This window comes from Natronomonas sp., from assembly GCF_036625485.1.
Classification (GTDB): domain Archaea; phylum Halobacteriota; class Halobacteria; order Halobacteriales; family Haloarculaceae; genus Natronomonas.
Window position 1 is genome coordinate 1 of the sequence record NZ_JAZKTR010000075.1, and the last position, 11,626, is coordinate 11,626.

The window sequence follows — 11,626 nt, forward strand, 5'->3', positions numbered from 1 at the left end:
TCGGCGGTGTACTCTCCCAGTCGACCGGCGATTACCATTATCCGAACGACCCCGAGACCTACGGGTACAACGCGGCGGACCTCCTGGAGTTCCGCGCCCGACCGACCGACGACGGCGTCGCCTACCGCATCACCCTCAACACGATGCTGGAACCCGATGCCGCCGCCGTCGCCGTCGGCATCGACACGAAGGCCGACCCGAGCATGACGCGTTCGTCCGACCGCCGGACCGACTGGGGCTACGGTCTCGGCGAGTTGGGCGCCCCCGTCGACCACCGCCTCGTCACCTGGGGTACCGGCGCCGAACTCGACGGCCAACCGCTCGACGACGACCGCGTCAAGGTCGACGTGCGACGGCGACAGATCGAAGTCGAGATCCCGCTTGATCCGGAGACCGAGACGTGGCGCCACTACGTCGCCGTCGGCCTGTGGGACGCCGACGCCGGCGAATTCAAACAGGTCGCGGTCAATCCCGACGAGGAGACCCCCGGCGGCGCCCGACGGAACGACGACCTGCCCCCGATTTTCAACGTCGGCTTCCGGTTCGACGAACCGTATCGACGGAACCTCGGGCCCGTCGACATCGGTCGCGGCCTCTTCGACCTCGTGGACGTCACCGGCCTCGGCCACAACCTGCTGGACATGTTCCTCGACCGCTCGCCGCGCGTCCTCGGGGAGGGGAACTGGCGGGAACACGAGCAGGCGATGGCGCTGGCGGAACGTGACATCTCGAAGTTCGGCACCGACATCGACTTCGGAAAACTCCGCGAGGGGGCCGACGAGCGCAATACGCCCGATTCCGGCGTCTGCTCCTTCATGTACCCATCCCGGTACTACCTCGGGGAAGGAATCGACGTCGACCACGACATCCTCGAAGGCCGGATTCAGCCATATAACGTCTACCTCCCCGAGGACCTCGAAGAGCCGGCCCCGCTAATCCTCCTGCTCCATTCGCTGAGTTGCTCCTACACGCAGTACGCCGTCTACACGCCGAACCTGCTGGAATCGCTGGCCGGGGAGACCGGCGCCATCATCATGATGCCGCAGGCCCGCGGCCCCGGCCGCTGGTACAAGCGGGAGGCCGAACTCGACATCTTCGAGGCGTGGCGCGACCTCGAGACCCGCTTCGATATCGACCGCTCGCGGGTCACCATCGGCGGCTACTCGATGGGCGGGTTCGGTACCAGCATGCTCGCCGCCCAGTGTCCGGACCTCTTTGGCCGCGGTTTCTCCGTGGTCGGCCCGCCCTCGGAGGACCCCATCGAGGCCGTCACCGACGGCTGGCTGAAATCGCCCGCTCGCCTGACCGAGGGGCTCTTCGGCGGCGAGGGCGGCGGCGACTTCCTCAACGTCTTCACCGAAAAACCCGAGAGCGCGCTGGATATCGCCGACAACCTCCGGCACGTCCCGATGCTGCTGTGGAACAGCGTCGGGGACCCGCTGGTGCCCGTCCTCTCGCCGGACAACTACGCCCGCCGCCTCAAAACCCACGGTTACCGCTACCAGTTCAACGTCTTCCCGGCCGACACCCACCTCTCGCTTGGCCACCACGACCGCTGGGACGGCATCCCCGAGTTCATCGGGAGCGGGAAGGTCATCCGGAATCCCCGGCGAGTCACCTACCGACAGATGCCGGAGTTGGACCACCCCGAGGTCGGCCTCGTCCACGACGGGGCCTACTGGGTGTCGGATATCGTCACCCGCAAGAGCGAACGCTCCGGCCTCGTCGATGCCACCTCGTTGGCCGACGGCTACGCACCGCCGGAGATCGGTTCGTTCCGGCGCCTCGGGACGGAACCGCGGCCCCATCTCGCCCGCGGCGTCCAGTGGGAGACCCCGCCCATCGACGCTCGACGGCCGCCCGAAAACGCCCTCGAGATCGAACTGGACGGCGTCGAGTCGGCGACGGTCTGGGTCGAGGAAGCGGGACTGGATCCCAAAGCGGAGATTACGGTCCGAACCGAAAGCGACGAACCGGCGGCGATCACCCTCGCCAGCGCCTTCGGCACCTACGACCTCGACATCCCCGAAGGCGAGACGGTCCACGAACTCCGCCTCGACGAACTCGAAGACGAGACGACCGAAGGGGAACGCGAAGCCCGACCGGCCTGAGCGGCCCTTCTTCAGGCGACGCCAACCCCGCCAGCGACAGGTCTACCACCGACTACGAGGTATTGCGACACCACTATAACGAATTTGTTATGCATAACTAATTTAGGAACCTTCATAGGGAATCGGGTCCGCCGCTTTATCGTGTACACCGGAATCATCGAAGCGACCGGAACGGTACGGAACGTCGACCGCCGCGACGGGGTTCGCGTGGCCATCGATGCGCCTTTCGACCGCGAACCCGGGGACAGTCTCGCCGTCAACGCCGAGTACGACGTGCTCGCGAAGTACGCTCGCGGGGAGGCCGTGGAGGCGTAATGCAGGCGACGCTGTTCCAACTCGACAACTACGGCCCGTGGACGACGACGCCCGAACCGCGACCGGAGATGCACCTCCAGACGCTCCAGTCGCGGCTCTACGCCGACATCGCGGAGGCCGTCGGCGACCACGACGGCTACGCCTTCTACGCCCGTGGGGACAACATCGTGGCGCTGACCCCCGGCATGGACCGGTCGGCCCACCGGGACCTCCTCGGCCGTCTCGACGAGGACTATCCGGTGTCGGCGAGCGCCGCCATCGGTACCGGCGACACGCCACGGGACGCACTGGCGGCCGCGACGGCCACCCTCCAGGAGGTGGGGAGCGCACAGGACGCCGACCGACGGCGCGTCCTCGCGGGTGAGACGGGTCCGACCGATGCGGTCGAGGTCGCGCATTTCGACGTCGTGGACGCGACCGGGGAGTTCACCGACACAACGGATGCGTACACGGCTTATCGGTCGATTACGGGCGGGATGGCCGCCGTCGCCGACTCGCTGGCCGACCGGGGCGGACTCACGTTCTTCGTCGGCGGCGACAACGCCATCGCGGTCTGTTCGCCCCTCGAACGCGCGGCCTACGAGGCGGCCATCGACGAGGCCCGCAGCGTCGGCATCGACCTGCGCGTCGGTATCGGTGTCGGCGAGGCGCCGACGGATGCAGGCATCCGGGCGAAGCACGCCCTCGAACGCGGCCGGGAGACGGGAAAGCCGATCACCCCAGCGGCGACGGCCTCCGCGGAGCGATGACGCGCCGTGGGCTAACGGCCGGACGGCGGCCAGCCGACCGGATACTAATTTAACCCCGCCGCGAGTGGTGTTGGACAACTGATGGACCCGCAGCTACCGGTCGTTCTCGCGGCAGTCCTCCTGCCCTTCGTCGCAGCCGCCGCGATGCCGCTTATATACCGGCTCGTCGGCGACGCCGCCGGCTACGTCGGGGCCGTCGCCGCCGCCGTCGCCTTCGGCCTCGTCGCCTCCCAGCACGGCCGGCAGGGAAGCGTCGCGGTATCGTGGGTGCCCTCGCGGGATATCTCGCTGGGCTTCTACGTCGACGGCTGGGCGCTCCTCTTCGCCCTCCTTGCCAGCGGCATCGGCGTCCTCATCTTCACCTACGCCGGCCGCTACATGCACGGCAAGCCCGACCTCGGCCGCTTTTATATGGCGCTGTCGGCCTTCCTGGGGTCGATTCTCGGCGTCGCCTTCGCCTCGGACCTGATCGCCCTCTTCCTCTTCTGGGAGTTGACGAGCGTCTGCTCGTTCGTCCTCATCGGCTACCACACCGACGACGAGACCTCGCTGTACTCCGCCCGGATGGCGATGCTCGTGACCGTCGGCGGCGGGTTGTGTCTGCTGGCCGGACTGCTCTTGCTTTCGGTCGTCAGCGGGCCGGCACTCGGCGGGCGGACCTTCGACCTCGCGGTGATGCTCGCCGAACGCGAGGCGATGCGGGCGGAACTGACCGAAGCCGGGCTTTTCGTGCCGGCGCTGGTTCTTTTCGCGGTCGCCGCGGGCGCCAAATCCGCGCAGGTTCCGTTCCACTTCTGGTTGCCCAACGCGATGGTCGCGCCGACGCCCGTCTCCGCCTTCCTCCACTCGGCGACGATGGTCAAGGTCGGCGTCTACGTCCTCGGCCGGACCCGGCCGCTGTTCATCGGCGAGGAGTGGACCATAATTTTGGCGGCCGTCGGCCTCCTGACGATGACCGTCGGCGCCGTCCTCGCCGTCGTCGCCACCGACATCAAGGAACTGCTTGCCTACTCGACGGCCAGCCACCTCGGCTTGATGGTCGCCGGGTTCGGCTTTTCGACCCACTACGGCGCGGAGGCGGGCGCCTTCCACCTGCTGAACCACGCCCTGTTCAAGGCCGCGCTCTTCCTCGTCGCCGGCGTCGTCGCCCACGAGGTCGGCACCCGACGGCTGGACGAGTTGGGCGGTCTCCGAAGCGAGTTGCCCATCACCGCCGCCATCGCCGTCGTCACCGGCCTGAGCATGGCCGGCGTCCCGCCGTTCAACGGCTTCTACTCGAAGGAGATACTCTTCGAGGCGGCGTGGGAGACGGCGGTCGCCTCCGGCGGCCTCGCATGGCTCTACCCGGCCGTCACCGTCTTCGCCAGCATCTTCACCGTCCTCTACTCGCTGCGCTTTTTGAGCATCTTCTTCGGCGACCAACCCGAGACCGCGGCGGTCGCCCACCGGCCGTCGGTTCTACTGGTGGCACCGCCCGCCCTCCTCGCCGTCGCGGCTGCCGTCGTCAGCGTCGCTCCGGGCCTCGCCCTCGAGTTCATCGTCAACGACGCCGCGAGCGCGACGACGCTCGAACCGGTCGATATCCACGCCGGCATCCCGACCTCGCTTTCGGGGCCGGTCCTCATGAGCGTCCTCGCGCTGGTCGTCGGGGGCGGGGCGTATCCCTTCTCGGAGCGGATTCGGGCGGCCATCGCCCGCGTCGAATCCGGCGCGACCCTGCTGGAACCCGCGGCGCTGTATGCCGACCTGCTGAAGGTCCTCGACGCCGCGAGTTCGCGACTCGACGCCGTCGTCCACAACGGTCTGCTCCGGACGTACGTGACGTGGGCGCTCGGGACCGCCTGCGGCCTGACGCTGCTGGGCTACTGGGTGACGGCCGTCCAGCCCTCGCTTCCCGGGCCCCGGGCGCCGGCCGCACTGTTGCTCGTGCTGGCGGTGGCCGTCGTCGCCGCGCTGGCGGTGACCATCGCACCCTCCCACGTCGCGGGCGTGCTGACGCTCGGAATCCTCGGGTTCATGGTCGCCGTCTTCTACGTCCTCGCCAGCGGGCCGGACCTCGCGTTGACCCAACTGGTCGTCGAGACGCTCCTCCTTCTGATATTCCTGCTCGTCATCGAGGAGTTGCCCGCCTTCTATTCGGAGATACGCCCGAGCGTCGCCGTCAGGGACATCGCCCTCTCGGTGGTGGTCGGCGTGACGACGTTCGTCTCGGTGCTGATCGCCAGTCCCGACCCCGCGTTGACCGAGACGAGTCGCTACTACGTCGACAACGCGGTCCCCGAAGGCGGCGGGGCGAACGTCGTCAACGTCATCTTGACCGATTTCCGAGCCTTCGACACGCTCGGGGAGTCCGCCGTCGTCCTGCTGGCCGCGCTGTCGGTGTTGGTACTGCTCGAGATGCGCGACCGGGGTGAGACCCAGTGACGACGACCATCATGCGGACGACGGCCCGGATCGTCGTCCCCATCGTGCTGGTCGTCGCCCTCTCGCTTTTCCTGCAGGGCCACAACGCCCCCGGCGGTGGCTTCATCGGCGGCGTTCTGACCGTGGCGGCCTTCGCCCTGGTCTACGTCGCCTACGGCCTCGATTATCTGGAGGTCGGCGTCCTCGGCCGCGAGGTCGACCCCGGCATCGGCATCCTCGAACACCGGACCGTCGAGGCCTATCGACGCCTGTTCGTCTTCGGCCTGCTCGTGGCCTTCGCCAGCGGCGTCGTCCCGATGCTGTTCGGTGAGCCCTTCCTCACCCAGACGTACACCTACGTCCACGACGTGCCGTTGTACGGCGAGGTCGAACTCGCCTCGGCGCTGGTCTTCGACATCGGCATCTACTGTGTCGTCGTCGGTGGACTGCTGGCGATCTTCTCGGTGGTGGGTGCCGAATGACCGTCGGTATCGCGGCGGCGGTCGGCGCGCTGTTCGCGCTCGGGACCTTCCTGCTGCTCAGAGACGACATCGTTCACGTCGTCTGGGGCGTCGCCGTCATCTCACAGGCGGCGAACGTCTACCTCATCACGATGGGCGGAATCCGGGAGGGGACCCGCGATACCGTCCCCGTCCTCGAAGCCCACCACGCGCCGTTCCCGGCGACCGCCGACCCGCTGGTGCAGGCGCTCGTGCTGACGGCCATCGTCATCAGTTTCGGCATGACCGCCTTCGCGCTGGTGCTGTCGTATCGCGCCTACCAGGAGAACGAGAGCATGGACCTCGGGGAGTGGGCATAGATGGCGGACCTCGTCGTCGCACCCATGCTGGTCGCCTTCGGTATGGCCGCCGTGGCGCTCCTGCTGCGGGGGCGGTGGCGCCTCCAGCGCGGGGCAACCGTCGCTGGAACGGCCGTCTATGCCGCCACGATTGGCCTGCTGGCCTACCGGACGGTCTTCGCGCCCGAGGCGACCGGTGCGCTCGCCTATCAGATCGGCGGCTGGCCGGCGCCGTTCGGCATCACGCTCGTCGTCGACGCGCTGTCGGCGTTCATGCTGTCGATGACCGCAGTCGTGGCGCTGTACGCCGCCGCCGTCTCGGTGTTCTTCATCGATCCCCGAAACCAGCAGGTCTACTACCACCCGCTTTTCGGCTTCCTGCTTTTGGGCGTCACCGGCGCCTTCCTCACGGGCGACCTCTTCAACCTCTTCGTGTGGTTCGAGACGATGCTGATGGCGAGTTACGTCTTCGTCGCCTTCTACGGCAACGCCCAGCACACCGCGGCGGCGGCCCGCTATGTCGTCCTGAACGTCCTCGGCGGCGTCTTCATGTTGCTCTCGGTCGGCGGCCTCTACGCGACGGTCGGCACGCTCAACATGGCCGACATGGCCGTGACGCTGGCCGAACCGTCGGCCATCGATACCGCACCCGTCGTCGGCTTCTCGGCGCTGGTCCTCGCGACCTTCGCGCTGAAGGCCGGCCTCGTCCCCTTCCAGTTCTGGGTGCCCTCGGCCTACCGGGCGGCGCCGCTTCCCATCGCGGCCATGCTCGCGGGCGTGACGAAGAAGGTCGGCATCTACGCCATCATCCGGGTGTACTTCACCGTCTTCGCGGGCGCATCGCTATCCGCGCCATTCTTCGGCGGCGACTCGCCGCTTGCTTTCCTCGCGCCCGTCCTGCTGGTCATGGCCGCCGCCAGCGTCCTCGTCGGCGGCCTCGGCGCCGTCAGTCGGAGCCACCTCGACAGCCTGCTGGCCTACTCCAGCATCGGACAGGTCGGCTTCATCGCGGCGCCCGTGGCGGTCGCCGCCGCGACGGTCAGCGACTCCCTGCGGCATCTCGCCCTGGTGGCCGCGCTCATCTACGCGCTGCATCACGCCCTCACCAAGAGCCTGCTTTTCTTCTCGACGGCGGTCATCCGCGATATGGCGGGGACGACCGAGATCGCCGAGCTCGGCGGACTCGCCGACCGGTCTTCGACCTTCGCGGCGACCTTCTTCGTCGGCGGGCTTTCGCTGATGGGCGTGCCGCCACTGGTCGGCTTCTTCGGCAAGTTCGTCGTCTTCGAGGCGGCGATCGCCCGGTTGGCGGCGGTCCCGACGGTCGCCTCGGTGGGCCTGCTGGCCGTCCTGCTGGCGGGCGCGTTCCTGACGCTCGTCTACTCGACGCGGGCGTGGACCGAGTGTTTCTGGGGGGCGCCGACCGAAGCCGTCGAAACCGACCCCGTCGACCGCCAACTGGTCGCCGTCGTGGCGACGCTCGCCGCGCTCGTCGTCCTCGTCGGCGTCGGCTTCGAACCGGTCTACACCTTCGCCGACGCCGCCGCGGAGGCGGCTCTCGATACGGAGGCCTACGTCGATGCGGTCGACCCCGGAGGTGACAAGACATGAGGATCATCACTCGACGGTGGCTGGTCGCCGGAGTACTGTTCGGCATCCTGTGGATGTTCGTCCGCGGCGCGGCGCTGACGCCGCGGGGCCTGCTCGGGAGCTTCCTGTTCGGCCTCGCGGTCGGCATGCCCGTGGCCTACGTCTTCCGGCGGCTCTACGAGGAACGGGCCAACCTCGGGCGGACGGCCACCATCAGCTTGTACATAGTCTTCTATATCCTCGCCTTCAGCAAGGAGATCGTCGTGGCGAACATCGACGTCGCCTACCGGACCCTCGTCCCGTGGTCGGCCATCGAACCACAGGTCATCCTCATCCCGCTGCGGGTCGAAACGGCCTTCGGGGTCACCACCATCGCCAACAGCATCACGCTGACGCCGGGGACGGTGACGATGGACCACGACCCCGACGAGAACGCCCTCTACGTCCACGTCATCGACGGCCGGGACATCGACGCCGTCGTCGAGCCGATACGCGACTGGGAGGATTACGCGCTCCACATCTTCGACGAACGACTCAACCCCGGCGACGAAGCCCCGGAGATACGGATCCATCCGCCGGATTACCCGCCGGAGCCGAAAAGCGCCGCGGACCCGCTGGAACACCTCGCTTCGCGCGAGGAGGAGGACTCCGATGAGTGAGGCCCTCGCCGCCGACGTCATCGACGCCGCCATCGTCGTGACCGCGGCGCTGTGTCTGCTCTGTGGCTATCGGGTCATCCGCGGGCCGACGGTGCCGGACCGCGTGGTCGCGCTGGACGCCATCGCGACGAACGTGGTCGCCATCGCCGTCCTCTTCGCGCTGAAGACCGACCGCGGCCTCTTCGTGACCGTCAGCCTCGTGTTGGCCATCATCGGCTTCCTCTCGACGGTCACGGTCGCGAAATACGTCACCGAAGGCGATATCATCACCCGACAGGAGTAACCATGCAGGCACGGATCCACTCGATACCGACGACGAACCGATACACAGGGGGCCGATAGCGATGGTCGAACTCGAAACCGCACGGCACCTGACGACCGCCGTCCTTGCCGTCGTCGGCGTCTTCTTCCTTACCGTCGGGACCATCGGCTTGCTGCGGTTCCCGAACGTCTACAATCGGATGCACGCGACGAGCAAGCCGACGACGCTAGGGACGGCCGCCGTCTTCGTCGCCGGGTTCGTCCACTTCGGACCGGGCGGCGCCGGCCTCACCTCGCTGGTCGGCATCCTCTTTCTGTTCCTGACGGTGCCGACCGGCGCGCACATGATCTCGCGGGCCGCCCAGAAGACGGGTGTGCCCTTCCTCGGCGGCGTCACGTGGCCGAGCAAAGGCGGGGAGAACGACCGGGAAGTCGAGCAGGACGAAGCGGAGGAAAGCGACGCCTAAAGCAGGTTCCGGAGCCGGGCGAGGAGGCCGTCCGAACCGCCCACAGGAACCGATTCGCCGGCGAGATGCGACAGCACGGCGTCGGTGCTGTTCGGAACGGGTTGGGGGTCGCTGCCGGCGGCGGCGGCCGCGTCAGGGTCCTTCAGCAGATGGCCAGTGGTGAGACAGACGACGTCTTCGCCCGACCCGACGACGCCCTGATCGCGGAGTTTCCGAAGGCCGGCAACCGAGGCCGCCGAGGCCGGTTCGACGCCGACGCCCTCCTCGGCCAGCGTTCGCTGGGCGTCGGTTATCTCCTCGTCGGAGACGGCGACGGCCGTGCCGCCCGTCTCCCGGATTCCGGGAAGGGCCTTCGGCGCGTTGACCGGGTTGCCGATACGGATGGCGGTCGCGATGGTCTCGACGTCCTCCCAGCGGCGAGTCCCCTCGTTGCCCTCCTCGATGGCTTCGACCATCGGCGCCGCACCCTCAGCCTGCACGCCCGTCAGTTTCGGCACGTCGCCGGGTGCGAGGTCGCCGCTGGCGACCATCTCTCGGAAGCACTTGTAGAGGGCGGCGGTGTTGCCCGCGTTGCCGACCGGCAGGACGATCCGGTCCGGGAACCGGCCGTGGTCGTCGTGGAACTCCTCGAGGATCTCGAGGCCGATGGTCTTCTGGCCCTCCAGCCGGAAGGGGTTCAGCGAGTTGAGGAGATAGGCCTCGCCGCGGTCCGCGAGGTCCTGGACGATGTCGAGACACGAATCGAAGTTGCCGTCGACCTCGAGGATGCGCGCGCCGTGGAGGCTGGCCTGTGCGATCTTGCCGGCCGCGACCTTGCCGGCCGGAAGCAAGACGAGCGTTTCGAGGTCGGCTCGGGCGCCGTAGGCCGCAAGCGCCGCCGAGGTGTTGCCCGTCGAGGCGCAGGCGAGACGGCCGACGCCGAGTTCCTGGGCGACGCGGACGCCGACGGTCATGCCGCGGTCCTTGAACGAGCCGGTGGGGTTCATCCCCTCGTGTTTCACGCGGAGGTTCCGGACGTCGATGTCGGCTTCCAGTCGGGGCACCCGGTGGAGCGGCGTGTCGCCCTCGGGGAGGGTGACGCCTTCCTCGAACGGGAGGGCGGCATTATACCGCCAGACGCCCGATCCCTCGAAATCGTCGAAGGTCGGATAGCGGTCGTAGCGGGCCTCCAGCAGGCCGCCACAGTCGCTACAGGTGTAGATGATGTCCTCGAAGGGGGCGAACTGCTCGCCGCATTCGATACAGTGGAGCCAGACACCGTCGGTCGCGACGTCGGGCGCCGTCGGCTTGTCGGGGAGCGCGAGGTCAGCCATTAGTGGCCATGCGGTACGGAGTCGCAAAAAGGGGCCGTTTCACGTCGATTCTGCTGGCATTCGTCCCTCGACCGTCTCGGAGTCATACGGACCGTTGTAACGAGAGACCGCTATCCGCCAGTGCGGGTCGTCGATGACCGGGGATGGACTACACCGGTCCGTATCAATCCCTCATGACGTAGCCGTAGTGTTCCATGCACTGCCGCATCTCCTCGGCGGTGTCGTGTTTGTGGAGCCGCGTCGGCGTATCACAGTAGTAGGTCTCCCCGTCGTAGCGAAGCGTCATCTCCTCGGAGTTCCCGAGAACCTCCGTCTGGACGACGAGGCGCTGGCCGTCACGCAATCGCTCCAAGAGGTCCTCCGCGGTGTATTCACCGGATTTGACGGTTATCGAGCCACCCATACGTCTTCGAACGGGGCCGCGACACTTTACCGCTTGCAAAGCCACCAATCTTGGTACGTGGTAACATTTATCAATCACGGCCGCCAACCCACTTCTGTAGGGCGATACCGCCCGTGAAACACCAATGTCACCGCCGCTCGAAGACGACGGCAGCGAGGTCAGCCCACCGGTCCGCGGAGACCAGTGTGTCGAGATGGAACTCGAATCCGGCGAGTTCGTCATCTATGACCGAAACAACCACCGGGCGTGGATACAATCCGACGACACCGTAGACCTCGAAGCGGCGGCCTAGGCGTGCGTGATGCTGCATTCTTTTTTAGTATAGCCTAGCGACGACTCGACCACGAACAGTCGGAAAGCCCTCGGTGCGCTGGCGGCCGCTCAGCGACTCCCCTCCGGCGCCAGCGGGGCTCACGGGTCGCTTCGCTCCCCGTTCGCGATATCGAGACGCTCACTTCGTTCGCGTCTCGCGCGCCTCGCCCTTTCAGTCCGCCAGGAAACCGCACCGGCCCTTCCCCGGGTTCACGGGGCTTCGCCCCGCTCACCTCATCGAGGG

Annotated in this window: 13 protein-coding genes; 11 read left to right on the plus strand and 2 right to left on the minus strand. The window is 67.5% G+C overall.

Going from position 1 to position 11,626, the window contains the following annotated elements; all coding sequences use genetic code 11:
• The 10 genes from V5A53_RS08710 to mnhG form a co-directional block, all read left to right on the plus strand.
• Positions 1 to 2,111 (plus strand): prolyl oligopeptidase family serine peptidase (locus tag V5A53_RS08710; protein WP_332313212.1); only part of this gene is annotated, 2,111 nt, incomplete at its 5' end.
• A gap of 141 nt (positions 2,112 to 2,252) precedes the next feature.
• Complete coding sequence (locus V5A53_RS08715; RefSeq protein ID WP_332313213.1) at positions 2,253 to 2,426, plus strand: hypothetical protein; 174 nt, start codon at positions 2,253 to 2,255, stop codon at positions 2,424 to 2,426.
• Positions 2,426 to 3,175: a GTP cyclohydrolase IIa gene (locus V5A53_RS08720; RefSeq protein ID WP_332313214.1), complete on the plus strand. Its 750-nt coding sequence runs from the start codon at positions 2,426 to 2,428 to the stop codon at positions 3,173 to 3,175. Before V5A53_RS08715 ends, V5A53_RS08720 begins: the two co-directional genes overlap by 1 nt.
• Positions 3,176 to 3,256: 81 nt before the next feature.
• The gene (mbhE, locus tag V5A53_RS08725; protein WP_332313215.1) at positions 3,257 to 5,599 is read left to right on the plus strand and encodes a hydrogen gas-evolving membrane-bound hydrogenase subunit E; all 2,343 of its coding nucleotides are present in this window, start codon (positions 3,257 to 3,259) and stop codon (positions 5,597 to 5,599) included.
• Positions 5,596 to 6,060: an MnhB domain-containing protein gene (locus V5A53_RS08730; protein ID WP_332313216.1), complete on the plus strand. Its 465-nt coding sequence runs from the start codon at positions 5,596 to 5,598 to the stop codon at positions 6,058 to 6,060. Before mbhE ends, V5A53_RS08730 begins: the two co-directional genes overlap by 4 nt.
• Positions 6,057 to 6,398: a sodium:proton antiporter gene (locus V5A53_RS08735; protein WP_332313217.1), complete on the plus strand. Its 342-nt coding sequence runs from the start codon at positions 6,057 to 6,059 to the stop codon at positions 6,396 to 6,398. The genes V5A53_RS08730 and V5A53_RS08735 overlap by 4 nt, the downstream gene beginning before the upstream one ends.
• Entirely contained in the window at positions 6,399 to 7,988 is a 1,590-nt protein-coding gene (locus tag V5A53_RS08740; RefSeq protein ID WP_332313218.1) for a complex I subunit 5 family protein, read from the plus strand.
• A 5-nt stretch (positions 7,989 to 7,993) separates the two neighbouring features.
• Positions 7,994 to 8,626, plus strand: a complete 633-nt coding sequence (locus tag V5A53_RS08745; RefSeq protein ID WP_442928588.1) for a Na+/H+ antiporter subunit E — start codon at positions 7,994 to 7,996, stop codon at positions 8,624 to 8,626.
• Positions 8,619 to 8,909 (plus strand): monovalent cation/H+ antiporter complex subunit F, encoded by a 291-nt coding sequence (locus tag V5A53_RS08750; RefSeq protein ID WP_332313220.1) that lies wholly within the window; start codon positions 8,619 to 8,621, stop codon positions 8,907 to 8,909. Before V5A53_RS08745 ends, V5A53_RS08750 begins: the two co-directional genes overlap by 8 nt.
• A 61-nt stretch (positions 8,910 to 8,970) precedes the next feature.
• Entirely contained in the window at positions 8,971 to 9,354 is a 384-nt protein-coding gene (mnhG, locus tag V5A53_RS08755; RefSeq protein ID WP_332313221.1) for a monovalent cation/H(+) antiporter subunit G, read from the plus strand.
• On the opposite strand, the gene thrC is transcribed toward mnhG, so the two are convergent.
• Positions 9,351 to 10,667: a threonine synthase gene (gene thrC / locus V5A53_RS08760; RefSeq protein WP_332313222.1), complete on the minus strand. Its 1,317-nt coding sequence runs from the start codon at positions 10,665 to 10,667 to the stop codon at positions 9,351 to 9,353. The genes mnhG and thrC overlap by 4 nt on opposite strands.
• Positions 10,668 to 10,830: 163 nt before the next feature.
• The gene (locus tag V5A53_RS08765) at positions 10,831 to 11,070 is read right to left on the minus strand and encodes a hypothetical protein (protein ID WP_332313223.1); all 240 of its coding nucleotides are present in this window, start codon (positions 11,068 to 11,070) and stop codon (positions 10,831 to 10,833) included.
• Between the two features lie 124 nt (positions 11,071 to 11,194).
• Here V5A53_RS08765 and V5A53_RS08770 point away from each other — a divergent pair, with 124 nt between their 5' ends.
• Positions 11,195 to 11,362, plus strand: a complete 168-nt coding sequence (locus V5A53_RS08770) for a DUF7331 family protein (protein WP_332313224.1) — start codon at positions 11,195 to 11,197, stop codon at positions 11,360 to 11,362.
• Positions 11,363 to 11,626: the final 264 nt, after the last annotated feature.

What these genes read in the sequence shown, in the direction of transcription:
- V5A53_RS08720 (WP_332313214.1), top strand. Translation starts at nt 2,426, where the DNA reads ATGCAGGCGACGCTGTTCCAACTCGACAACTACGGCCCGTGGACGACG.
- mbhE (WP_332313215.1), top strand. Translation starts at nt 3,257, where the DNA reads ATGGACCCGCAGCTACCGGTCGTTCTCGCGGCAGTCCTCCTGCCCTTC.
- V5A53_RS08735 (WP_332313217.1), top strand. Translation starts at nt 6,057, where the DNA reads ATGACCGTCGGTATCGCGGCGGCGGTCGGCGCGCTGTTCGCGCTCGGG.
- V5A53_RS08740 (WP_332313218.1), top strand. Translation starts at nt 6,399, where the DNA reads ATGGCGGACCTCGTCGTCGCACCCATGCTGGTCGCCTTCGGTATGGCC.
- V5A53_RS08750 (WP_332313220.1), top strand. Translation starts at nt 8,619, where the DNA reads ATGAGTGAGGCCCTCGCCGCCGACGTCATCGACGCCGCCATCGTCGTG.
- mnhG (WP_332313221.1), top strand. Translation starts at nt 8,971, where the DNA reads ATGGTCGAACTCGAAACCGCACGGCACCTGACGACCGCCGTCCTTGCC.
- thrC (WP_332313222.1), bottom strand. Translation starts at nt 10,667, where the DNA reads ATGGCTGACCTCGCGCTCCCCGACAAGCCGACGGCGCCCGACGTCGCG.
- V5A53_RS08765 (WP_332313223.1), bottom strand. Translation starts at nt 11,070, where the DNA reads ATGGGTGGCTCGATAACCGTCAAATCCGGTGAATACACCGCGGAGGAC.
- V5A53_RS08770 (WP_332313224.1), top strand. Translation starts at nt 11,195, where the DNA reads ATGTCACCGCCGCTCGAAGACGACGGCAGCGAGGTCAGCCCACCGGTC.